Source organism: Salipiger sp. PrR003 (genome assembly GCF_010500785.1).
Lineage (GTDB): Bacteria > Pseudomonadota > Alphaproteobacteria > Rhodobacterales > Rhodobacteraceae > Salipiger > Salipiger pacificus_A.
The window spans coordinates 217,526-239,507 of record NZ_JAAGOV010000076.1 but is presented as its reverse complement, the minus strand read 5'-3'; the positions used below and the strand labels follow the sequence as shown (position 1 = coordinate 239,507).

Annotated in this window: 24 protein-coding genes; 22 read left to right on the top strand and 2 right to left on the bottom strand. The window is 59.2% G+C overall.

Going from position 1 to position 21,982, the window contains the following annotated elements; all coding sequences use genetic code 11:
• The first annotated feature begins 397 nt into the window (after positions 1-397).
• The 7 genes from G0D83_RS25745 (at position 398) to G0D83_RS25715 (ending at position 5,573) form a co-directional block, all read left to right on the top strand.
• Positions 398-736, top strand: coding sequence for a hypothetical protein (locus G0D83_RS25745; protein WP_164197422.1), 339 nt, complete (start codon positions 398-400; stop codon positions 734-736).
• Positions 733-954, top strand: coding sequence for a hypothetical protein (locus G0D83_RS25740; RefSeq protein ID WP_164197421.1), 222 nt, complete (start codon positions 733-735; stop codon positions 952-954). The genes G0D83_RS25745 and G0D83_RS25740 overlap by 4 nt, the downstream gene beginning before the upstream one ends.
• A gap of 450 nt (positions 955-1,404) precedes the next feature.
• Positions 1,405-1,659, top strand: coding sequence for a hypothetical protein (locus tag G0D83_RS25735; RefSeq protein WP_164197420.1), 255 nt, complete (start codon positions 1,405-1,407; stop codon positions 1,657-1,659).
• Positions 1,660-1,721: 62 nt separating this feature from the next.
• Positions 1,722-2,117 carry a hypothetical protein gene (locus G0D83_RS25730; protein ID WP_164197419.1) on the top strand — a complete coding sequence of 132 codons (396 nt, stop codon included), beginning with the start codon at positions 1,722-1,724 and terminating at the stop codon, positions 2,115-2,117.
• Positions 2,114-3,859, top strand: a complete 1,746-nt coding sequence (locus tag G0D83_RS25725) for a hypothetical protein (protein WP_164197418.1) — start codon at positions 2,114-2,116, stop codon at positions 3,857-3,859. Before G0D83_RS25730 ends, G0D83_RS25725 begins: the two co-directional genes overlap by 4 nt.
• A 3-nt stretch (positions 3,860-3,862) precedes the next feature.
• Positions 3,863-4,666 carry a hypothetical protein gene (locus tag G0D83_RS25720; protein WP_164197417.1) on the top strand — a complete coding sequence of 268 codons (804 nt, stop codon included), beginning with the start codon at positions 3,863-3,865 and terminating at the stop codon, positions 4,664-4,666.
• A 280-nt stretch (positions 4,667-4,946) separates the two neighbouring features.
• Positions 4,947-5,573, top strand: coding sequence for a PhoH family protein (locus G0D83_RS25715; protein WP_164197416.1), 627 nt, complete (start codon positions 4,947-4,949; stop codon positions 5,571-5,573).
• Positions 5,574-5,575: 2 nt separating this feature from the next.
• Here the strand turns inward: G0D83_RS25715 and G0D83_RS25710 are convergent, their stop codons facing one another.
• Together G0D83_RS25710 and G0D83_RS25705 are read right to left on the bottom strand one after the other, a co-directional pair.
• Complete coding sequence (locus G0D83_RS25710) at positions 5,576-5,965, bottom strand: hypothetical protein (RefSeq protein ID WP_164197415.1); 390 nt, start codon at positions 5,963-5,965, stop codon at positions 5,576-5,578.
• Positions 5,966-6,098: 133 nt separating this feature from the next.
• The gene (locus G0D83_RS25705; RefSeq protein ID WP_164197414.1) at positions 6,099-6,389 is read right to left on the bottom strand and encodes an HU family DNA-binding protein; all 291 of its coding nucleotides are present in this window, start codon (positions 6,387-6,389) and stop codon (positions 6,099-6,101) included.
• A gap of 113 nt (positions 6,390-6,502) precedes the next feature.
• Here G0D83_RS25705 and ruvB point away from each other — a divergent pair, with 113 nt between their 5' ends.
• The 15 genes from ruvB to G0D83_RS25630 all read left to right on the top strand — a co-directional run bounded on the left by ruvB (position 6,503) and on the right by G0D83_RS25630 (position 21,982).
• Positions 6,503-7,462 carry a Holliday junction branch migration DNA helicase RuvB gene (ruvB, locus tag G0D83_RS25700; protein WP_164197413.1) on the top strand — a complete coding sequence of 320 codons (960 nt, stop codon included), beginning with the start codon at positions 6,503-6,505 and terminating at the stop codon, positions 7,460-7,462.
• A 56-nt stretch (positions 7,463-7,518) separates the two neighbouring features.
• On the top strand, positions 7,519-8,499 hold the full coding sequence (locus G0D83_RS25695; RefSeq protein WP_164197412.1) for a hypothetical protein: 981 nt from the start codon (positions 7,519-7,521) through the stop codon (positions 8,497-8,499).
• 376 nt (positions 8,500-8,875) lie between these two features.
• On the top strand, positions 8,876-9,268 hold the full coding sequence (locus G0D83_RS25690; RefSeq protein WP_164197411.1) for a hypothetical protein: 393 nt from the start codon (positions 8,876-8,878) through the stop codon (positions 9,266-9,268).
• A 63-nt stretch (positions 9,269-9,331) separates the two neighbouring features.
• Positions 9,332-10,111 (top strand): TcpQ domain-containing protein, encoded by a 780-nt coding sequence (locus tag G0D83_RS25685; protein WP_164197410.1) that lies wholly within the window; start codon positions 9,332-9,334, stop codon positions 10,109-10,111.
• Complete coding sequence (locus G0D83_RS25680; protein WP_164197409.1) at positions 10,111-11,703, top strand: secretin N-terminal domain-containing protein; 1,593 nt, start codon at positions 10,111-10,113, stop codon at positions 11,701-11,703. Before G0D83_RS25685 ends, G0D83_RS25680 begins: the two co-directional genes overlap by 1 nt.
• 6 nt (positions 11,704-11,709) lie before the next feature.
• On the top strand, positions 11,710-13,170 hold the full coding sequence (pilO2, locus tag G0D83_RS25675) for a type 4b pilus protein PilO2 (RefSeq protein WP_164197408.1): 1,461 nt from the start codon (positions 11,710-11,712) through the stop codon (positions 13,168-13,170).
• Entirely contained in the window at positions 13,167-14,249 is a 1,083-nt protein-coding gene (locus G0D83_RS25670; RefSeq protein WP_164197407.1) for a hypothetical protein, read from the top strand. Before pilO2 ends, G0D83_RS25670 begins: the two co-directional genes overlap by 4 nt.
• Before the next feature lie 290 nt (positions 14,250-14,539).
• Positions 14,540-16,156, top strand: coding sequence for a GspE/PulE family protein (locus tag G0D83_RS25665; RefSeq protein ID WP_164197406.1), 1,617 nt, complete (start codon positions 14,540-14,542; stop codon positions 16,154-16,156).
• Between the two features lie 25 nt (positions 16,157-16,181).
• Positions 16,182-17,261: a type II secretion system F family protein gene (locus G0D83_RS25660; protein WP_164197405.1), complete on the top strand. Its 1,080-nt coding sequence runs from the start codon at positions 16,182-16,184 to the stop codon at positions 17,259-17,261.
• A 77-nt stretch (positions 17,262-17,338) separates the two neighbouring features.
• The gene (locus G0D83_RS25655; RefSeq protein WP_164197404.1) at positions 17,339-17,962 is read left to right on the top strand and encodes a type 4 pilus major pilin; all 624 of its coding nucleotides are present in this window, start codon (positions 17,339-17,341) and stop codon (positions 17,960-17,962) included.
• A 64-nt stretch (positions 17,963-18,026) separates the two neighbouring features.
• Positions 18,027-18,581: a hypothetical protein gene (locus G0D83_RS25650; protein WP_164197403.1), complete on the top strand. Its 555-nt coding sequence runs from the start codon at positions 18,027-18,029 to the stop codon at positions 18,579-18,581.
• A 6-nt stretch (positions 18,582-18,587) separates the two neighbouring features.
• Positions 18,588-19,163: a type 4 pilus major pilin gene (locus G0D83_RS25645; RefSeq protein WP_164197402.1), complete on the top strand. Its 576-nt coding sequence runs from the start codon at positions 18,588-18,590 to the stop codon at positions 19,161-19,163.
• 14 nt (positions 19,164-19,177) lie between these two features.
• On the top strand, positions 19,178-19,744 hold the full coding sequence (locus tag G0D83_RS25640; RefSeq protein WP_164197401.1) for a hypothetical protein: 567 nt from the start codon (positions 19,178-19,180) through the stop codon (positions 19,742-19,744).
• 9 nt (positions 19,745-19,753) lie between these two features.
• The gene (locus G0D83_RS25635) at positions 19,754-20,320 is read left to right on the top strand and encodes a hypothetical protein (RefSeq protein ID WP_164197400.1); all 567 of its coding nucleotides are present in this window, start codon (positions 19,754-19,756) and stop codon (positions 20,318-20,320) included.
• Between the two features lie 141 nt (positions 20,321-20,461).
• Positions 20,462-21,982, top strand: a complete 1,521-nt coding sequence (locus G0D83_RS25630; protein WP_164197399.1) for a YqaJ viral recombinase family protein — start codon at positions 20,462-20,464, stop codon at positions 21,980-21,982.

Here is a 21,982-nt window from a genome sequence, read left to right as displayed (position 1 = left end):
AACGCCGATCCCTCGGGCTCTCCGCTGACGTTCGACGGCACGCACCTCACGCCGGAAGGGGCAAGATACATGGGCGACCTGCTGAAACCCTACCTGGTCAAGCAGCTCCAGGCAGAGCACCACCCGGTGAACGAGATGCCCCGCCCCTAGGACACGGCGCCGGCGGGAAACCCCGAGCCTGATATCCCGGCCGTCTCACGCCTCGTCGGCCCCCTCAATGAACGCGCGATGTCGCAGGCTCCGCAGACATTGGGACAAGGAAAGCTGGCGATCCCGGCAGGACGCTACGTCCGCCATTGAAAACAACAAGGTAGGTTGCCCAACCTATCGTTCTGACCCCATTGAGAACACTCGGGAATTTTCCCGTTTGCCTACCCGCGCTGGGCGTGGGCGGCGTATGGAAAACCCCGGCGCGCTGGCGGGCGCAACCGGGGCCGATAGCAAAACCACCCACGGCAATGCTCACGCGAATAATACCAAGAAATCAGCCAGATCGGCAATGTCTTTGTTCGGAAAAGACAGCCATAAGCGGGTTTCGAAGGCCATCGGTTACGCGCTGACCCTCGCGACCGAAAGTGCTTGGGAGAGCTTCTCAAAGGTGCTCGCGGCCCGCCTCACCTACGAAGAACGCGCTGCCCTGGCATTCGCCGCTCTCCGCAGTCTCGATGAAGACACCGCCTATCTCACCGCCTCCGCTGCCGTGTTCGACACGATGACCAAGGAGGCGCGCGCATGACCTCCTATCAGCTTGAGCGCGCACTCTTTCACTGGCCCGCAGTGGTCAATCATGCCCCGAGCCAGTGGGCAGAGAACTTCGCGCGATCGATTGCCAAGCAGTCCAGGCGCCGTGGGTGGAAACCCACCGAGAAGCAAGCCGAGATCATGACGCGCATGGTCAACGAGCTGTTCACCGAAAACCACAATCACGGGGAGGACGTCACCGTCATCGAGTGATTGCCTGCCGCGCTGTCTGTCGGACGGCGGCGGCGCAGCAGGCAATCGAGCGAGACAGGCATAGAGCAAACCCGGCCTGACCGGGGCACATCTCCCCTGCTCGCTTCTCCGTCCGCGCCTCTGACCGCTGCGCGAAATCAGCGGGAATGACTGCCGGGGAACTCACCCGACCCGCCACCAACCGGCTCCGTCTGGGCGTGGCAGAAACGCGACAATGAATCCCACCGGCTGGTGACGGGCTGAAGATGGCTCGGTGACAGATCGGGGACCGCGCCGGCGCAGAGCTGCAATGGGCGGGGCAGGAGTGAAGCCTGCGGGGAAGCGGCTGGCCCACGACACGGGCATCGCGTGGATACGGCAGAGGAAGAGACGGGCCTTCACCCTCACACGAGCCGAGACGGCTTGTTCGCTTAGGCGGGGGGAAGGAGCGGGTGGCGGAAGTGCGTCGAAATGAAAGGCAAGAGAATGAAGACCTACCCGATCAAGACCATGCCCCCGAACATGGTGAGCGCCTTCGAGAACCTGCTGGTGGAGGCCGAGCTGTCGAAGCTCAGCGACATCGAGTTCGCTGACATGCTCCTCACCTGCGCCTTTCTCAGGCTGACCAGGACGTCGAGCCCCAAGGCAGGCGCCGCATTCATCATCGGCCGGGCTTCGCTCCTCGAGGAGCAGGGACCCACCGGGGGGGGTGGTCCATCGATCTGAGCCCGAGGACCGGAAACCGGACACCCAGTCAAACGCACGCATCCACAGTCAGGAATTCACCAATGACCCACCGCACACCCCTCAGGAAGGCCGAGCTGACCGGCGCGGCATCGAAGAACCCTCAGCGTTTCCGCGATCGGAAGGAGCCGCATGGCGGTCCTGTCCTTGGCCGCGCCCCCACGTACTTCAACAAGCCGCAGCGGGCCGCTTGGTCCAAGTTCAAGGCTGAGCTGCCGTGGCTTGTGGAAGCCGATCGGGCGATGGTCGAGATGGCCAGCATTGTCAGGTCCTTGATCGAGGACACTCCGGCCGCCGTAAGCGCTGCCATGATCAGGGAGTACCGTCAGCAGCTCTCGGCCCTCGGCGCTACCCCCACGGCTCGCTCGAAGGTCAACGACCTTTCCCCGCCTGCCGAAGAAGTCGACCCCTGGGCGCAATTTGACGGAGGGATGCAGTGATGGCTGAGACCACGTCGAACGTCACCGAGCGCATCCAGATCCTCCTCGACCTGCAGAAGGACGCGCACGACAAGGCCGCGCGGGCATCGGCGCGCGAGATCGCGAAGCTGGAAAAGGCCTACGATCCGCTGGCCCGGGCGACGCTTCGCTACAAGCAGGAGACGGACAAGCTCGCGACCGCGCTTCAGAAGGGCACCATCACAGAGCGACGCCATGCTCAGCTTCTCGAAAAGGTGCAGGCGGAATACGACCAGACCGCAGCCCGCCTGAACCAGCTGAGCGCGGCACAAGACGCGATGGGCGGCACGACCGGCCGTGTCATGGGCACGCTCAATCGGAACAAGGCCGCGGTGCAGCAGCTGGGTTACCAGGTCGGTGACTTCGCGGTGCAGGTTGGCAGCGGCACGTCCGCGCTCACCGCCTTCGCGCAGCAGGGCTCGCAGGTGCTCGGCTTCCTCGGCCCGTGGGGCGCGGTGGCCGGCGCCGCACTGGCGGTCACCGTGCCGCTTGTCGGCGCCTTCCTCGACTCTGGTGAAGAGGCCAAGGGCTTCGCCGACGCCCTCGAGGAGGCCCGCGCCGCCATCGATGCCTACGTGAGCGCGGCAGACCTCGCGATGATGTCCACCGAGCAGCTCGAGGACCGCTTCGGATCGGCAGCCAGCCGGATTCGGGCGACGCTCGACCTCCTCGAGCAAATCGCCCGGTCCGAGGCACAGCGGAAGATCGACGGCATCAACGCCTCGATCTCTGAGCTGCTTGACATGGAGACGGACGGCGACCGGCGCCTCGATGTCGCCGAGTTCTTCGGCTTCTCGGACCTCGAGTTCTTCTTCGGCGAGGCACGGAATGGCATCCGCAGCATGGCGGGCGAGTTCCAGTTCTACCAAGACCAGCTCGCAGCGTCTTCCGGCGACCTCGACGCGCAGATCGCCGCCATGTCGCAGCTGATCGACGTGACACGCCAGCTCGCGGCCGAGCGCGGCGGGGTCACCGCAGAGGAAGAGGCCCTGATCAAGCAGCTGGCCGAAACCTTGGTGCTGATGGAGGACCAGCGGGGGAAGGTCGAACAGGTCGAGAGCTCGACATATGCCCTCTCCGACGCGGTTTTCACGGTGGTGGACGCGATCAAGCGCATCGACTTCGGCACGGCCATCGACCAGGCGCAGTCCTTCGCCGACGTCCTGCGCGAGGCGGCGGGCAATGCGTGGCGCATGGCGCAGGCCCGGGCCAGTATCGAGAGCGGACAGTTCGAGCTCGGGCTGGGCGCGGCGGCATACGGCGGGGCTCAGGTTGCGACCCGCGAGCAGACTGCCATCTTCAACCAGGAAGGCACTGTTCTGCCCGCTCCGAAGAAAACCAACTCCGGCACCAGAGGGGCGGACAGGGTGGAGCGCGAGGCAGAGCAGGCCGCGGCCGCCTATGACCGCCTTATGCGCTCCCTCGATCCCCTGCGCGCCATCGCCGGGGAATACGCCACCATATCTATGGAAACTAACTTCAATTTAGCCTATATTGCTATGAATAGCGAGGATGTACACATGACTTCCGAAGACAAGCAGGTACAGGAAATCCTGCAAGACATCTGGGATGAGTTTCACCCTGCCATTCTCTGGTGGGCTGACGAGCGTGCAGCAACGGATCCTGCGAACGTTAGGTCGGTGTACCGGGAACTGCTCTCCGGCCCCGAAGGCTCCATGGCGTACGCAATTAAGCTGCGCCCTTTTCTGACTGAGGTAGCCTAGTTCGTGCCCATCACTGAATTTCAGTCCCAAGTTCTTCGCGATTTATCTCAGAACAGGTCGCAGAGCGCTTATTTGGGTGGAGGCACTCTTTCATCGCTCGAGGGTTCTCGCTATTCACAAGATGTCGACTATTTTCATGATACTGCTGATTTGACGTTACAGACCTTCGAGGCCGACCGAGAGAAATTAATTGAACTCGGTTATAAAGTCGTACCGTTGACCCGACCCGTACCGGGTTTCGTGCGCGCCGTAGTGTCAAAACATGGTGAGACGTTGAAAGTCGACTGGGCGCATGAAGCTGCTTGGCACTTCTTCGCACCGATCTCGGATGATGAGTTCGGGTACAGGTTACACTGGGCAGATGCGGCAACTAACAAAGTTTTGGCATTTGCATCCCGACGTGAACCGCGAGACGTCTTCGACGTCCTTCAGTGGCACGAAAAGCGCCTAAGTCTTGGGGCCCTGATTTGGGCCGCAAGCGGCAAAGATGCAGGCCTGCCACCCGGGTTGATTTTGGATGAGATCCGCAGAAATGCGCGGATCTCTCCTCAGGACCTAAGCGTTCTAAGCGTTGAGGGAGGTTTGGAGCCTGCTGAAATCGGCCGTAAATTTCGGGAGGCGATCCGAGAGGCCGAGAACTTGATCGAAGCTCTTCCACCCGAAACTGCAGGACGCTTGTTTCTGGACGCTGAAGGCCGACCGATCACACCCGTCCCCGACGACGCTTCAACGATGTTAGTCACTTTGGCTCCGCGCGAAGGCGGACTTATGCCGATGATCGATTTAGGTGGGCCCGCGTTTCCCTGACGCACTCAAAATCTTGAAATAATTAGGGCAGCCCCATTCATTGTCGCATGCATCCCCTGCGGTACCTCCAGAAGTGCCGAAGGGATACTTGTATGAGTTCCATGATTTGCATGAGTGATGCTGCCTTGGTCGCAGAAGCGACAACTAACTGACGCCGCGGATGGGTTGATAGCCCGCCGCGGCATTTTCTTTTTTGGGAGATAGAATTTGGGAAAACCGGCCAAGAAGACCACCGCAACGCGCCACGATGACAATGTGACAAAGATGTTCGAAGACGGACATGCTCCAGAAGGTCAGAGGCTTCGAACCACGGACAGAGGGACAGAAGGCCTTCCGACGGGCAATCGGAATGAACGACGTCAGTTTTGGCCTGGGAACCTTCGGCACCGGCAAGACCTTTGTGCCCGTCGCCATGGCGATCGAGCACGTCATGCGGGGAGACTTCTTGCGTGCCATGTTCGTCCGGCCGGCGGTGGAATCTGGTGAAAAGCTCGGCTCCCTGCCCGGGGATGGAGCAGACAAGATCGCTCCCTTCATGCAGCCCCTCATTGACTGCGGCACGGACTTCATCGGAGCAAAGACCTTCGGGCGGCTGGTGAGTGCAGGTCAGATTGACTGCAGGCCCATCGCCTACATGCGCGGGAGCACCTTGTCGAACGCGATGATCGTGGTGGACGAGGCCCAGAACTGCACCTACGGCCAGCTCAAGATGATCTACACCCGCCTCGGGCATGGCTCGAAGATGGTCTTCGTCGGCGACCCAGACCAGTCCGACATCGGCAACAAGTCGGGGCTCATGGAGTTTGTGGGGCGCCTCGAGGGCGTCGAAGGGATCGCCGTCCACAGGATGACTGCGGAAGACATCGTTCGACACCCGCTGCTCTCGAGAACCGCTCACCTCATCTGAGGCTACTGGAAGCTAAGCAGAAGCGTCGGGGATACCTCACGTATGAACTCATCTCGGTCAGTATCCTGGTATCCCCGACGCCTTAGAAACGCCGCCAGCTGTTGGTTATTGACGGACTCCACCACAATGCCATCCACGCGATCCCGTACCGCTGGTTCCAGGCGATCAAGCAGAGCGGTGAGCAGGCCTCTGCCTCGGTCTTCTTCCTCGTAGACGTCAAGCGCGGCAAGAACGAGCACGAACTTGTACTCATCCAAGAGGAACCGGCGCTGCACCCGGATGTAGGCCTTCATCCGGTCGCCTTCGATCCACTCGCGAACACCGACGATCTTTGTCTTGAGCTCAGGGTCCACCCTGCTGCTGATCGCGTTGGCCAATTCGTCTGTGTTCACTTGCTGCGCTCCCTTGGACGACTGCGCGATAGCAAGCAATCCAGCGCCCGGCAAGCCAGGGCCCACCGCGGAAACGAAATGAGGCCAGCCCGCTGGCCAGCCTCAGTGTGTCCTCCATGATCGTCTTGTGACTTCAGTCAGCAGACGGCCCGCTCTTGAGCTTCTCTTTGAGCCTGTTGCCCGGTCTGAAGCTTACCCGCTGGGACTCAGGGATGTGGCGGACCTCGCCGGTCGCGGGGTTGCGGCTGTCGCATGCCTTGCGAGTGGTCACGCGCCAGGAGCCGAAATTGAAGATGCGCACATCCTGCCCATCGCCGATCGCATCGCCAACGGTTTCGAGGAATGCAGTGACGACATCGGTCACCTGCCTGCGCGGAACACCCAGGTCCTCTGCGACCTTCGCCTCGATCTCAACTCTGTTCATGTTTTTGGGGCCCTTTTTTATTCTTGCCTGAGAATTTAGTGTTAGCGAAAAAAGATTCAGGTAGGGTTACTCCAAACCAGAAAAGGGCCGGGCGTCGGCTCGGGCAGGAAAGTATGAACGATATCGTCAGGAATGAGCATGCAGATGAGGGCGCAAACGAACTGCGGCCCACCAGGCTCACCGACTTCACTGGGCAAACGGCAGCCCTTGAAAACCTGTCGGTCTACGTTCGCAGTGCCCGCCGGCGCGGCGATCCGCTGGACCATGTGCTCTTTTACGGACCGCCGGGTCTGGGAAAGACGACGCTGTCGCAAATCATTGCAGAGGAAATGGAAACCAACTTCCGATCGATCTCGGCGCCCGCCATCAAGAAGCCGGGTGAACTCGCAACCGTCCTGGTAACCCTGCAACCCGGCGATGTGCTCTTCATCGATGAAATCCACCGTCTGCCCCTCTTCGTCGAAGAACTGTTGTATTCGGCGATGGAGGACTACAAGATCACCATCCTCGTCGGCGAGGGGCATGAACAAGCCGAGCCCATCGAGGTCAGGATCAACCCCTTCACCCTCGTCGGTGCCACCACCCGTAAAGGGTCTCTTTCCCAACCGCTTCTGGACCGCTTTGGCATTCAGGTCCGGCTCACCTACTACGAGGACGAAGACCTCACTTCGATCGTCCAGGGCGCGGCAACCAAGCTTGGCGAGTTCCTCGACCATGGTGAGGCGTTTGAAGTCGCGCGTCGGTCTCGCGGTACGCCAAGGATCGCCATCAAGCTCTTGAAGCGTCTCCGGGACTTCCGGCAGGACGCAGAGACCGAATACAGCCTCGACTTCGTGGTCCGCTGCCTCGATCGCCTTGGCATCACCTCGAATGGGCTCGATGATCAGGACATCCGATACCTGGACACCCTTCGTGATCTCTTTGGCGGCGGGCCCACGGGTATCGAGACGCTCGCGATCGCCATGGCTGAAAGCCGGGACACGCTCGAGACGTCCATCGAACCCTTCCTTATTCGCCAGGGGCTGATCACAAAGACGAGCCGCGGCCGCCTGCTTGTCAGAAATGAAGAATAGATTTCTTGTGTCTTTGACAACATTCGCCTATGGTGCTGGAAACTGACAGGTATCCCATGGCAATGACATCGCAACAGCGCCGTCGAATGCGTCCGCTCGTAAGCCTACGTCATCTGCGCCGCCCCACGACGGCTTCTACCGAGTTAGAAGCTGACCTCCAGGAGAGCAGCGCCGTAGAGGACGAGGCCGTCGAAGCGCCTCAGCAAGCCCCAGAGCGTGCAATCTCCACGCCGATTGAGGCCGCCCCCGCACCGGAAGCTCAGGAGCACGGCAACGCTCTGCTCGAGGCATTCAAGGGGATGCCGCCTTGCTATATCGGCCACGTCAAACTTCTGAGATGGGGACACACCTCCTCGTCAGGCATGTCGCTGACGATTGAGTTGCTCGATGCTGATCAGGACGAGTCCCATCCCTTCAAGGGACTTCGCGCGGCACGTGGCACCAAGACCGAAGGTCAGAGGCTGCGGGTACACCTGGCGCATTCCGAACACCTTTCGCAAACGCCGGGGGAGCTGGTCTACGCCGGGGAAAGCCTTCTGATCTGGTGGGCCGAAGACTGCGCTGAAGGTATGAAGGTCACGCTGAGACTTGACGAGGGGCCGGATGGCGCAGGGCAAATCCATCCCTGCGATGGCATGTCGCACGGCAAGAAGAGCGGCGAAATCCTGTCGCTGGTTGTCTGGCCGATAGACGATGAGGACCAGCCTGATGTGCCTGGTGCCCGCCGGAAGCGACGAAGCTTCGATGAGCTGTCGCCCACGGCCCAATCGCAGATCCTGTGCAACGATGAGCGCTTCAGCAACTGGCTGGCAAAGTGGGAAGATCGCTTTGTCTCCGACTTTGCCTGCAGGGCAGACCTCGATATCCTTCGAGGCGAAGATGCCAAGGCCTACGCCGAACACGTCCTCAAGATCTGGTGCGGCATCGAGAGCCGGGCCGAACTGACACATGACACCGACCGGGGGAGCTTTGCGCGTGACCGCTGGGCTCGCATGCTCGAGGCATACCAGGAAGAGCGGTGGCGGCGGTCCTCGTAGGCCCCTGCTCAACGAAGTTGTGTGAAGACTCTGAAAATTTATCCTGAAAAGTGATTTCTTTCCCAAACAGGGGTTTTCACTTTCAGGAACCATATAAATTTTACACTCAAGCAGACAAACCGGATTGGTAACCAAATGGCCAGAGCAGTAACGACAAGTGGCGTGCAAGCATACTCCAAGGAGGGCATGCTCTCTGGTGGCGAGCTGTGGAAAAATTATTCTGCAGCTCTGTCGACAAAGACCGAAGGCTCCTTGTCGGGCCTTCTGAACGAGAAGACTTACGAGAACTCGTGAAGCTCCGCCGACCTGATGGATAATTTGTTTACCCCTCCGTAAGCGTGCGGGCTTTATATTCTTCGTGGCATCGGAGAATATGATGAATTATCGAGAGTTCGAGGAGTGGCGAGAGCGAGAAGGTCTGCACTTCGACACCACTACGGCAAAACGCCTTGGCACCACTGCGCAGACCCTGCGCAACTGGCGGGCCCGCGGCGAAACCCCTGCCTGGGTTGAGTTCGCAGCCCTGGCGATTTCGCACGGATGCGAGCCGATGGAGCTCACATTCACGGATGTAAAAGCCTGGCAGCTTCGGAACAGCCTTGAGACCTACGAGGCTACGGCCGCGGTCTTTGGCTACAAGCGGCAGGCTGTGCACCAGTGGTTCAGCCGGGGTAGTTTCCCAAATTGGTTGGCCATGGCGGCGCCAGGCTACGAGATGAAACATCTCTTAAGTGCTCAGTCCCATGTTTCTGAAAAACGTGCGAGCTGATCAATGACCATTCGAACCCCACTTTTGCCCCTCATCGCTGCCGCAGTCTGCGCGAGCTCTGCCATGGCATCCGAGCCCATCGAAGGCTTTGGTACGAGTATTCCACTCAATTTCGCTGTCGAACAGATCGTCCCTGAAAAGTATCAGGTGTCCTTCGGGCCTGGTGTGGATGTCGATCAAAGCGTGTCTTGGGAGGGAGGCGCCGCATGGGATGTTGTGCTGAAGGACACCCTTGCGGAGGTTGGCCTGTTTGCTGAAGTCAGCGAGACGGATCGGGTCCGCATCACGACCGACCCTGCAAACCGGGCTCCGCTCTCTTCAGGCCTCAAGATCTCCGAGTATCGTCACCCGACGCTTGGTCCCAGGAAAGGCAGCTACCCCGATGATCTTCAGGGCCGCCCGGGACTGGTGCTGGCGGGAGCTGAGCCTGCGCCCGAACCCAAGGTGGAGGAGAAGGCGCCCGGCGTGAACCTGCTTGACTACTCGCCGCGGCCGCAACTGCGCCCAGAGCATGTCGGAGAGGATGCGATCCTGCTTGGGGTGGATGAAACCAACATCATCCAGGAGCGCGACGTCTGGGCCGTCTTTGCCGGCTCCACACTGGAAGACACCTTGAAGGACTGGGGAGATGAGGCCGGATGGAACATTCACTGGAACAGTGAATACACCATCCCGATCGCTGCCTCTGCCGAGTTCCGGGGCGACTTCATTGGTGCCGTCGGCGAGCTGCTCGACAGCTTCGGCGGTATGAGCCCGCGCAGCGAGAATGGTAACCCGCGCATCGTGGGCGACGTATTCAAGGGCAACAAGGTCCTGGTGATTACCACCATCGACCAGGAATGATGACCGATTTTCAGACAGGATTTTTCATGATCACTTCCCGAGCACTCAAGGCCGCCTCGCTTTTCGCGATTTTCTCGGTTTCGGCCTGCAGCACACCGAACGTCGAGGAGGCCGACCGGATCAATGACGAGACCCGGCAGCAAACCGAACTGATGTTCGACACCTCCGCTCAACCGCTCCCCAGCGCCGACGTGTCCAACATGCGGGTGTCTGACAAGGTGTGGCTTGGTGGCGAGGCCCGCCGGATGCGCAATGGCCGTCCCTTGCCCCGCGCTGTGGAAGATGAGGGCGTGACGCTGGTGTCGTTCAACGACCTGGAGATCATGGAAATCGGTGCCTTGGTGGATCAGACCACCGGGATCCCGGTCTCGATCGATGATGCCATCATCAACCGGGACGTGAACAGATCGAGGTTCCCCCTGACGATGGCTATCGACTACGAGGGCAAGCTGAGCACATTCCTCGGTCGCGTCGCCAACAACTTCGGGGTCAACTGGACCTTTGATGGCGACGAGATCAACTTCTACCTTCACCCGACGCGGACCTATGCCTTCAGCCTCCTTCCGTCGTCCAGCCAGGGCGAGATGAGCGTCTCATCCGGCGGCGGGGGCGATAGCGAAGGTACTGCAGGCTCCTCTGGCTCCTCTTCCCAGTCCCTCACCTCCTCTTTTGAGATCGACATCTGGTCAGAACTCGTCGTGGCGATCCAGGGCATTGTCGGCGACCAGGGGCAGATTACTGCCTCGCGCTCGACGGGCACCGTGTCGATCACGGCCTCGAACACCATCCAACGCAAGGTTGCCGACTACATCGATCTGCAGAACGAGCGCCTGAGCAAACAGGTCGCTGTGAGCGTCCAGGTCTTCAACGTCACGATGGATGACAGCGGCGAGCTCTCGACCGACTTCTCCCTTGCTGGCGTCGAGTCCGATGAGTTCAGCTACGCTGGTGGCGACAATAGCCTCGATCTGCCCAACTCGCTGGGCTGGGAAATCCTGAAGCCGCTAAAGGGTGTGGCCAGTGTCAGCGGCGTTGTGCGCATGCTCGAGCAGAAAGGCGATGTCAGCGTTGTGACCACGGCGAACGCGACCACCCTCAACAACGTCCCCACGCCAATCCAGGTCGGCAACCAGCGCTACTACGTGTCCAACGTGCAGGAAGTCATCGACGAGGATCTGAATGAGACCAGCGTCGATTTCGAAACCAGCTCCGTGCAAACCGGCTTCAACATGCAGGTCCTTCCCCGGGTCATGTCCGGTGGACGTATCGCACTGCAGTACAACATCGGCACCTCGGAACTCGTTGGTGCCGATGATGGCTTCGACCGCTTTGCCGTGAACGGCAGCGAGGTTCAGCTTCCGAACATCAACAACCGCAGCTTTACCAACCAGGTGATGATCCCGCATGGAAACACGCTTGTGCTGAGCGGCTTTGAACAGACGACCGCCCGGAGCGAAAAACAGGGCGTGGGCAGTGCCGACAACTGGGTCACTGGCGGGCGCAATACCGCGTCGCTCCAGCGAGATGTCATGGTTGTGATGATCACGCCGGTGATCCTCGACACCGGCCGGGCGATCGAAGAAGTGAGGTGATCGCTCATGAAAACGAGTGACATCGACGCACTCTTTGACACCGACAACACTGACACCTCCCCCAACCCGGGGGAGGATCAGGGCGCGGCTGAAGAGGAGGAAATCTTCGGAGATATCGAGCAGGCGCCAAAAGCCAAGTCTCGGGGCAATGGCACACTGACCATCGGCAAGAAGACCTACGCCATCGGCCTCACCTGGAACTTTGCCGACAATTCGGGCCGGGCAAAGAAGGAGGCCAAAGCCGCCGCGAAGGAAGATCGCGGTGATTTCTTCTGCGTGCGCCCTGGGGACATCGCTCAATACGGCATCGGTGACAAAGCCATGGGCCATAAGGCAGGCATGCTGGCCCTGATGGACATTCTGTGCGCGCATTTCGAAGGAAATTGGCTTGGTGTCTTCGAAGTAGGCCAGCTGTACTACATCGCAGCGGCACGGGGCGGTCAGATCCTGACGGCCTGCGACAAGCTGTACTATGACGAGGCCGACGCTCGTGAGGACTTCATGGCCCTCATGTCCTCCTCGGATTGGGACCATCTCATGGCTCCCAAGCGCTGGGGAGCTCCGGACACGGAGGATGTGAACCTTCGGGCGATCAAGCTGCGCAGCAAAGGGTGCAAGCTCGTCGAGGTGAACCCTACCGGAACGGTCGTAGTTGCCTTGCTTCTGACACTGGTGATCGTCGGCGCAGCAGGCGGGGGCTACTATTGGGTCCAGAAGGAAGAAGCCGATGCGCTTCAAGATGCCGCACGAGCCCGCGCTGCCAAGGAAGATCAAATCCGCGGCATGCTTGACGCGGTGAAAGACACCGTTGCGCCCGTCCTGGGCATCGAGGAGGCCCAGGAGGAAAACGAGACGCCACCCGATCCGCCGTGGGTCCGATATCAAAACGGCCCGGGCACCATCATCGTGTGTGTGGATGACATTCTCACCGCGCCCGACGGCGTGCCGGGATGGGAGACCAGCATGGTGTCTTGTGGCCAGGGCAATGTATCCACGAGTTTCAACAATGTGGGCGGCACGGTTCCATGGGCCGAGTATTACCTGCGCCAGAACGGCTTTCCGGAGCTCGATCTGTCTCGCAGCGCGATGTCTACGTCTCTGAGCGTTTCCCAACCCAGCTCCTTCGTGTCCAACAACGGCGCCAGCATCGAAACCGCCAGCCTTGAAAAGGTCCGCAGGCATCTGCTGTTCTCCTTCGAGGAGCTGGGCCGTGAGATCAAGTGGCAGGAACAGCCCAACAACCCGAGCGACCAGACGTCCCGCTACTACAAGCAGGCCAGCTTTTCGTTCGAGTCTGAGGAGAAACCCACCGAATTTCTCCCACTCCTGTCGCCCATTCCGGCGCTGGCGATCGACTCCGTGTCCTTCGATGCGTCCAGGGGTCTCTGGTCTGTCCGCGGACAGGTCTTTGAGAAGCGCGAGCACCCCCTGCCCAAACCACAATCAGATGAAGAGGTATTCCGATGACCCACAAGCGTGCACTTTTGACAACCACCGCCCTTCTTGTCGCCATCGCAAGCTCGGCAATGGCCCAGGACACCATCGGCTTTGTCGATGATCCGTTCAATGATGATCCGTTCGCCGACTCCAACTGGAACCAGCCTGCGCGTGGCAGGTCTGCCTCCGATAGCTCTTCTGGCTCGGAGCGGTCCCTTCCTTCCATGGACGAAGATGTCTCCCTGGATCAGTTCGACAATTACTACAAAGGGCTGATCACCGACGTCGACAAGCGCCTCGAGCAGCTGTCCACCACGAAGCCGGACGTGAAGAAGGATGCTTTGTCGGGGCCCGATGTGGCAGCCAAGCAAAACACCCTCGAGCAAATCTCGGACTCCCAGACCGAAATCAAGGTGCTGAAAATGAAGCTCGAGCAGGCACAGCTGGCAAAGCAGCTCTGGAGCGAAATCAGTGGTGGCAGCATCGATGACCTTAGAGGTACGATCTCGACCCTGCAGGCTCAGGTTGATGAGGCCGATCAACGCTACGAGCAGGCGATCTCCGCAAAGGACGCCGAGCGGGATACTCTCCAGCAGCAGTTGGAAGAGGCGAACCGCCGTCTCGAGGAGTCGAACCAGCGTCTTGAAGATGCTGAAAGTGAAATTCAGGATCTTGATGGGGCCCTGCGCTCGGCTCAACAGTCCCAACAAACGCCATCTGGACCTGTGCGTGTCGTATCTGATGTTCCCTCCACCCCCGGAAGAACATCGACGGTTGCTTCCCTCGTGCAGCCGCCGCAGGCTCGGGTGCAGAAGATCCAGATGGTTGCCGGCCGTGCTGAAGCCGTCCTGTCCTACCCCGGTGGAGCTGAACGATCCGTGACGGTTGACACGGTCCTACCTGATGGAAGCCGGGTAACGGAAATCGGGCGGACCGGTGTTCAGATTATCAAGGATGACAACGAGTTTACCCTCCCCCGCGGCACATACTCGCCTTCTGCTCCAACTCAGGCCCCCTCCCCTTCGCCGGGTGTGGACACCAGCGTGAACACGCCCTCTTTCGAGGATAACCCGTTCCTCGAAGACGCGGCCTACGGCGCCAATCCCTAAAGTCGGCCCGCCCATACGAAACCGCGCTCCAACGGCGCGTTATCAATCCTTTAGCCCCGCGCGCATAGGTCACCCTTGCCGCGGGGTTTTTAGGAAAAGAGATGGCGTCGTTCATAGACAGTTTTCTGGCTATACTTGGGATAAGGAAGGCTCCAGCCCCGAAGCGTCCTGCTGTCAAGTCTCGCAAGAGTGCCAGTGGGGCCGGAGCTGCCAAAACAGGCCAGAAGCGCGTCCAGAACTCTGGTAACTCATCTACCAAATCCCGGGGCAAGCAGGCTCGCAGGGTAGGCATGAATGAAGCCAGCGACGTCCAGCTCAAGGAATTCCTCCAGAACAAGGCGCGGAACGTCATCACTCTCTCCGGTGGCCCCCTGCCGGCGAACGAAAAGCAACGCAGCAAGGTACTCATCTTTGACGACGGCACATTGCTGTCTGCCTCCCGAGACTACCTCGATCCTCATGTGGTGGAGATCCGTGACCGCGCCAGACGAAAAAATGTCGTTATCCGCAAAGAATATCTGGTCCCGCCAGATGTTCTGAAAAAGATCTACATCCGGGCCGACGCGGATCAGACAAGAGGGCGCGAGAGAAAGGGAGATGAAGACGCAAAGATGCGTCGTGATTTCTTCAATCTCGTGGAAGACGTCTTTCAGAGTGGCGGCACCGACATCCACATCGTCAAGGAGAAGTTCGAGGCCTCCGTCCGCGTGCGCGTCAACGGCGAGATGGAAGACCACTCGACCATGACCGCCACGCACGCTGATCGCCTGCTTTCAGCGATCTTCTATATGGCTGACGTGAGTGACCCGTCCTACCAGGCCTTCAAGTCCCAAAAGGCTCGGATTTCCGCCACAGACGCAACGCTGCCTGAGGGCGTCGAGTCAATCCGACTGCAGTTCAACCCGCTTGCGAATGGCGGCCGTGAACTCGTGGCCCGGATCCTGCCGGAGACGGTCGACGCAGAGGATGATGAGACCGACGTCGATGTGCTCGGCTACTCCCAGCGGCAGATCCGCGACATCAAGATCATGCGAAAGAAGCGTTATGGCCTCATTCTGATTTCCGGCGCAACGGGCTCCGGGAAATCCACGACCTTGCAGAAGTTTCTCATCGCACTCATGCGCGAGACACGCCGTAAGCGGGCCATCCGGACAATCGAAGACCCGCCAGAATACAACATCCCCGGGGTGCCTCAGGTCCCTGTGACCGCGTCGGACGACAGCGAGTCCATCGAGCAGGCCTTCGAGAACGCTATCTCAGACTCTCTTCGGTCGGACCCGGATACGATCATGATCGGCGAGATCAGGGAAGCGGCCTCGGGCAAGCTTGCCTTCCGCGGTGCCATGACGGGCCACCTTATGTTGTCATCCGTCCACGCCAACAATGCGATCTCGACCATCGGGCGACTGGCGGACTGGAACCTTCCCATGTCGATGCTTTCCGACCACACGTTGGTGATTGGCCTGGTCTCCCAGCGCCTGGTTCCGACCCTGTGCTCCAAGTGCAAAATACCGATCAAGGACGTCATGGAGTATGAAGACGACCGCATCCTCGATCCAAACATCGCTCAAATGCTCATTGAACGGGCTGGTGCCGAGAACCTGGATCGGGTGTTCGTCGCGAATGAGAATGGCTGCAAACACTGCAGAAAAGGCATCACGGGAAGGACCGTCGTTGCCGAGACGATCCGTCCAGACATCCAGTTCATGGAGCACATCGCCGCCGGTGAGAAGATCAAGGCCTACAGGTACTGGCTGGAGAAGCTGGACGGCATGACGCTCTCGGAGCACGCGATGATGAAGGTGCTTCAAGGCAAGGTCGACATCAGATCGGTCGAGTCCGAATTGGATGACGTTCCCAAAGATAGATTCCCATTTGTACTAGAACAAGCGGACGTCGAGCCCTAATTGAAAAGAACATAGAGGTATTACCGTGCAACTCATTCCTGAAAATATCGGGCACAAGTATGTGCTGTGGCAGATTTCCGGCAAGCAGAGATTGACCGTCTATCGCAAGATCATGAAGTTCCTTCGCAACGGCGTCTCTCTGCCCAATGCCCTCGACACCATGTGGACCTTCGAATCTCTCGAGGGTAAAAAACCCAACCGTCCCATGGCGCTCATGCTGGACGATTGGCGCAAGAAGGTGAGGAACGGGACGCCCTTTGGCATTGCCGTGAAGAAGTGGGTGCCAGAGCAGGATGCGGTGGTGATTTCCTCGGGGGAATCCGCCGGCCGCCTCGACATTGCCTTGGAAAACGCGATCTACATCCGTGAAGGGGGCAAGAAAATCCAGGCGGCCATCGCAGAGGGTCTGGCCTATCCAGCACTTCTGCTTTCAGTCCTTGTTGCCTTCCTCTACCTCGTGGCGATCAAGATCGTCCCGGCTTTCGATGACGTGCATCCGAAGGAGCTCTGGACCGGGTCGGGGCGAAGCCTGGCAGTCGTGGCAGAGTTCATGAACTCATACCTCGTCCCCTCGATCATAGGACTTGTTGTCCTGGTGCTTGGCATCATCATCTCTCTACCCAGGTGGTCTGAGCGCGGCCGTGTGTTTGCAGACAAGATGCCTCCCTATTCCATGTACCGGCTCTCGGTTGGCGCGGGCTTCCTGCTTTCAATGGCAGCCATGGTTCGAGCCGGCGTCAGTCTTACCCGCGCCATGCAAATCATGCAGCGCACCGCGTCTCCCTACCTCGATGCCCGGCTGAGCGCGACTGCATATCAGATCGAAGATGAAGGTTTGAACTTCGGGGAGGCCCTCCATGCCACCGGCTATCAGTTTCCCGACAAGGAAGCTGTCAGCGATTTGAGAGCCTACGCATTGCTCGATGGATTTGATGAGACCCTGACAACGCTCGGCACGGAATGGATGGAAGACAGTATCGTCAAGATCAAGGAGCAATCCGCTCTCATGAGGAACGCCTCCATGGTCGTTCTGGGCGTGGTCTTCGGTTGGATTTCATCTGGTATCTTTTCACTTCAGCAACAGGTTACCCAGGCGCTGCAATAGATTTCAGGTCTATTGTTAAGCCCAGGGAAACTCTGGCGCGCATATTCGATTACGTTATTCCATAAAGGAGTTTAATTATGGACAAAGTAGCAGAAGAGCTCGCGGTCCCACAAATGAGTGTGGGATCCAAACGCGCCTCTCGGGTGGGCGACAAGACAATTGGGCGCGGTCGCAGGTTCGCCAAGCGAGCGAAGGAAAAGGGCAACGCGCTGCTCGGCATGGCAATGGCCCTCATCATCTCGGCGGTGGTGGCCGCTGGCTACCTCGTGTTCTTCAACACGGCCAACGACTCCGCCAAGGTGAACGACTTCATGGGCCAGCTGGCCGCCATGCAGACCGCCGTGCAGAGCCTCTACTACGGTCAGGCGACCTATACGGGCCTCGATACCGCCGTCGTTGCGACCTCCGGTACGCTTCCTGCGAAGATGATTTCGGCGAACACGATCAAGCATCCGTTCAACGACGATATCACCATCGCGCCGGGCTCGACAGGCAGCACCTACGTGATCACCGCGGACCGCATTCCTGAAGACTCCTGCACCGCCCTGATGACCAAGGACCTGGGCCGCAGCCTCGTGAACATGCACACTGACCAGGACGCCACCGGCGTGGACAAGCGGGCAATGACGCCGGCCGAAGCGCAGGCCGCCTGCACCGATGCCAGTGACGGTGTCATCACCATCACCTGGGAATTCTACTGATCCTGCAAGGCCGCCCTCGATCACTCAGGGGGCGGCCTGCCTAGACATTTGACAAGGACCTCCCATGAAACACCGCAGTCAGAAGGGCAATGCCCTTGTTCAGACCGCCGTTTGCCTCGTGTTGGCCGGTCTCGTCGCTGCAGGCGTCATGATGGCGATGAGCCATGCCAATGAGGTCCGCCGCGCCAACACCGTCATCGAGGATATCACGCTTATTCGCAACGGCATCGAGCGTCTCAACGCCTTGAAGCCGGACTACAGCGCCGTCGATGACGACTTCATTCTCAACCAGCTGAACCTGCCGGAACGCATGGTTGGCAGCGGGACAGAGGTCCGCAGCCCCTATGATCGCTATAAGGCCCTTCGTGCTCACATTGGCTGTGCCGGTTGCAACAACGGCTACTACGTGGCCGCCATGAAAATCCCCTCTGATCAATGTCTCAGGATCGCACGGTCTCCGATCGGCCGTGTCGCTGACCGCATCCGGGTGATGAACGATGTCGGCACCGAGGTGATCGACGATATCGCCGGGAAGCTGCCCCCAATCGATCGCGTGAACGCGGTCTGTCAGAACGGCATGGGCATTCAAGGCATCACCTTCTATTTCAAGAAACAATAGGGCCTCATGAACATGCATAGCAGGTCCCGACATCGCCGCGAACGTGGTCTACATATCCTGAGCTTTGCCGTGGGGATAATCATCTCGGCCAGCGTGGCTGCCATGCTCATTGCTTGGATGAGCAAGATCCGGATGGACGGCAAGGTGATGCAGCTCACGCGCAGTGTCGCCCAGCTACACCTCGCCATCGAACGCGGCTTCCAGTTGAAATCCGACTATTCCGGGCTGTCGCGGGCGTGGGTCATCGAAAATGGAGAAATTCCCCCTGGTATGGACGTGAATTCCTCCGGCCTGCTGATCCATGCATTCGGCGGCCGGGTAGAGGTGTTCAGTGCTGCCTACCCAACCACGGGCGGGCCCAACGCAATGATTGTCATTGGCCTCGATGACCTCAATCAAGAGCAATGTGTTGCCGTCTCTACGGCGTTGATGTCCGCGCACCAGACAGATGCCTGGGGCATCCGATTCCGTGTTCCGACCGTCTACACCTACTCGTTCGTCGATGGAGAGTACCCGACCCCACAGCAGGTCCGAGCGCACTGTTCGGAAAGCAATGCGTTGCACTTCCGTGTGTTCTATTGAGGAAGGCCGAAAACATGATGATCACCCCACGGAACCTCAACAAGCGCCGCCAGAGAGGCTCTGGTGCGTTCGAAGTGGCGATGGTTCTTATTGTTGGTGCCATGATCGCCGCCGGCACGCTCTGGGTGATCCTGGCTTCGAAAGACAAGATCGACGTGGTTGCCGTGAAAGACCACATCGAGCTTGTTCACGAAGCCATCCAGAAGATGACGCTCACATCGCCCGACTACTCGAATGTGACCACCGCGAACCTGATCGCCTCCGGATTGCTGCCACCCCGCATCGTGGACACCTCGGCGAATGAAATCCTCAATCCGATACGCGGCAACACTTGGGTCTGGAACTACACCGACGGTATGAGCTGCCCGGCAGGAAACTGCAGCAATCACTATGTGATTGAGGTCGGGGGCCTGTCCTCTACAGAGCAATGCGTCAAGCTTGCCACCTCGGGTCTCTTTGACACCGGCTATGGCTTCTACATTCGAAACCAGGCGACCGGTGTCGATACCCCAGCGTCACAGAATACTATCGCGACTTGCCGGGCCGCGGGCGCAAAATCCATCCTGATGCGCTTTTACTGAGGGGCCCACATGTACGCCATCTACATTATCGCTGTCTGCATGATGATCATGTCCATGGTGGTCATCAGTTCCGGAGAGGACCCGGAGCAGGAGAACCTGGCGTCTGTCCAGGTCGAGCAAATGCTCATGTACCACAAGTCCGCGGTCAAAGCGTGCCAGGCGGTGCCGGCAAGCTGCGCAGGTGCCGTCGAAATCCCCCGCGCTTCCATCCGAGCCCAGATCTCAGGGGTTGCCGCGAATGGTGCGGCCTACAACAGCAACTCGCTCTACCGGGCATTCTCAGACGGGAGCGGGCACGTGGTGACCACGATGGTTCCCGCAATTGCCTACCCCGGACAGGTCGGTACCGCTGCCTACAATGCTGCCCTGCCCGGCGTCCGTCAGCGCTTCGCCACCCATGGCATGTTCCTCGAGCAGGCCCAGAACAAGTACACCTACCTCTACGCGGGGCTCTATGATCGCAACAGCTCTCGCCTGCCCAATACCCATGATGACACGCTCGTCATCCCACGGAGCATCAGCAGTGCGAACGCCGCTTTCATGCCCTCCGCGCCGATGTTCGCTAGCGAGTGGTGATCGCAAGCTGTCGGCAGAAGGTAGTTTCTGAAAAAGATTCTGAATTTTATCCTTGCACTCATGTCTATTCTTATTTAGCTGATCCTTGTTGCTTGCTGAAAATCCTGAAAATGGGTGAGAACAGGCGCCAAGGATAGAAGTATGACCACCGACCTCGAGCAGCTTCGCGAACAGATGCGCGACATCATCTATGCATCACCCCAGGCAGGAGTTCTGGAGGAGCAGCATGTTGAGAACTGGATCAACCGGGTTCTCGACATCGAGCCGGACCGCGCTCTCTGGCATTGCATTCGCTTGCACGGCTCGGGCGGCTCAGAAGTCGGCCCGCTTTCGAAGTCACTGCGAGGAGAAGCCAACAACTTCACGTCGGCCCACCAGATCGTTGCTGGCAAGCTCTGCATCATTCCCCCGGGCAGAGGCGACGAGCACACCCGGCGCGGCCAGGTGCTCGAAGACCTCGTGCGCACTGTCTTTGAAGACCAAATGGCTGGCAGGGGCTACAAGCTCAAGCGTCTGACCGATGAGCGCGAGCAGCTGATCGAGAACGCGGAAAACGACAAGTATTTCTGGATGCGCTCATCTCTGGATGAGTTCTACGAGGTCACCTTCCCGGATGGCGAGACCGTCGAGCGCTGGGTTGTCGACTTCAAATGCCCAAGCCAGGATATGATGTCCAAGTACGTGTCGAACACCAAGAAAATCATGGAGGCCACTGAGACAGAGACCGACCTCGACTACGTGATGCCGAACGAGGACACGCGGAAGGCTTTCGGGTGGGACGAGGCGCCCGAGTTCGACGATTATATCTATCAGCTCCACCACTACCGCGAAGACGCCGACATCAAGGGTGTTCAGGTCGACAGGACAGTCCTCGCAACCTTTGACTACATGCGCGCATCCGTGACCATGTTCGACATCGAGTATGACCCCAAGGTCGTCGCCGACATCGTTGAAGCCAACGAGTACTACTGGAACGACTACGTTCTCAAAGGCAAGGTGCCGCCCTCTGAGAAAAAGCCTGCGATCGATCCTGAGGAAGTCCCAGAGGAAATCCAGGAAGCGGCATCCGACTTCCTTCGCTTCAAGACTGCGGAGAAGGAGTTTGGGAAGCTGGCGGCCGCGAAGCGTGAAGTGCTCGAGGACTATGCCGCCAAGGCAGGAAGCCTGGGAGAGAACAAGCTCAAGCTGGCCGGAGCAGACATCACCGCGAAACTCCTGCCAGACGAGGAGCTTGCCGAGACCCGACTTGCAGAGCTCGGTCTTGGAGACGCTGAAATCGACGCCCTGCGCAAGGTCGGAGACTATGACACGAAGAAGGTGAAAACCCTCTGGCACGGGCTGGTTACGGCGTTTTCTATCCTTGAGGAAGGCGTTTCCGAGGGATCGAAACCCAAAGTTCAGGATGCCATGTCATCTATCAAGGAGCTTGGCGAAAAGCTCCCTCAGAAGAAAAAAGGTGCGCTTGATGCAAAAAAATTAAGAGAAGCACTTCTCTCTTTCGGAGAGGACCCAAATTGCTTCTTCAAAGAGGAGCTAAGCACCGCGGTAGCACGCGGCAAATCAACCGAGCGAGATCTGATCCAGGACGACGTACTCGGTAAGATTGAAGAACTGGAAGACACCCTGAAGCGGGCGGAACCCGTGATGGGACCATCGATTTAA

What these genes read in the sequence shown, in the direction of transcription:
- G0D83_RS25740 (WP_164197421.1), top strand. Translation starts at nt 733, where the DNA reads ATGACCTCCTATCAGCTTGAGCGCGCACTCTTTCACTGGCCCGCAGTG.
- G0D83_RS25705 (WP_164197414.1), bottom strand. Translation starts at nt 6,389, where the DNA reads ATGAACAGAGTTGAGATCGAGGCGAAGGTCGCAGAGGACCTGGGTGTT.
- G0D83_RS25645 (WP_164197402.1), top strand. Translation starts at nt 18,588, where the DNA reads ATGAACATGCATAGCAGGTCCCGACATCGCCGCGAACGTGGTCTACAT.
- G0D83_RS25650 (WP_164197403.1), top strand. Translation starts at nt 18,027, where the DNA reads ATGAAACACCGCAGTCAGAAGGGCAATGCCCTTGTTCAGACCGCCGTT.
- G0D83_RS25745 (WP_164197422.1), top strand. Translation starts at nt 398, where the DNA reads ATGGAAAACCCCGGCGCGCTGGCGGGCGCAACCGGGGCCGATAGCAAA.
- G0D83_RS25635 (WP_164197400.1), top strand. Translation starts at nt 19,754, where the DNA reads ATGTACGCCATCTACATTATCGCTGTCTGCATGATGATCATGTCCATG.
- pilO2 (WP_164197408.1), top strand. Translation starts at nt 11,710, where the DNA reads ATGAAAACGAGTGACATCGACGCACTCTTTGACACCGACAACACTGAC.
- G0D83_RS25730 (WP_164197419.1), top strand. Translation starts at nt 1,722, where the DNA reads ATGACCCACCGCACACCCCTCAGGAAGGCCGAGCTGACCGGCGCGGCA.
- G0D83_RS25695 (WP_164197412.1), top strand. Translation starts at nt 7,519, where the DNA reads ATGGCAATGACATCGCAACAGCGCCGTCGAATGCGTCCGCTCGTAAGC.
- G0D83_RS25655 (WP_164197404.1), top strand. Translation starts at nt 17,339, where the DNA reads ATGGACAAAGTAGCAGAAGAGCTCGCGGTCCCACAAATGAGTGTGGGA.
- G0D83_RS25640 (WP_164197401.1), top strand. Translation starts at nt 19,178, where the DNA reads ATGATGATCACCCCACGGAACCTCAACAAGCGCCGCCAGAGAGGCTCT.
- G0D83_RS25680 (WP_164197409.1), top strand. Translation starts at nt 10,111, where the DNA reads ATGACCGATTTTCAGACAGGATTTTTCATGATCACTTCCCGAGCACTC.
- ruvB (WP_164197413.1), top strand. Translation starts at nt 6,503, where the DNA reads ATGAACGATATCGTCAGGAATGAGCATGCAGATGAGGGCGCAAACGAA.
- G0D83_RS25690 (WP_164197411.1), top strand. Translation starts at nt 8,876, where the DNA reads ATGAATTATCGAGAGTTCGAGGAGTGGCGAGAGCGAGAAGGTCTGCAC.
- G0D83_RS25630 (WP_164197399.1), top strand. Translation starts at nt 20,462, where the DNA reads ATGACCACCGACCTCGAGCAGCTTCGCGAACAGATGCGCGACATCATC.
- G0D83_RS25685 (WP_164197410.1), top strand. Translation starts at nt 9,332, where the DNA reads ATGGCATCCGAGCCCATCGAAGGCTTTGGTACGAGTATTCCACTCAAT.
- G0D83_RS25670 (WP_164197407.1), top strand. Translation starts at nt 13,167, where the DNA reads ATGACCCACAAGCGTGCACTTTTGACAACCACCGCCCTTCTTGTCGCC.
- G0D83_RS25715 (WP_164197416.1), top strand. Translation starts at nt 4,947, where the DNA reads ATGCTCCAGAAGGTCAGAGGCTTCGAACCACGGACAGAGGGACAGAAG.
- G0D83_RS25735 (WP_164197420.1), top strand. Translation starts at nt 1,405, where the DNA reads ATGAAAGGCAAGAGAATGAAGACCTACCCGATCAAGACCATGCCCCCG.
- G0D83_RS25665 (WP_164197406.1), top strand. Translation starts at nt 14,540, where the DNA reads ATGAATGAAGCCAGCGACGTCCAGCTCAAGGAATTCCTCCAGAACAAG.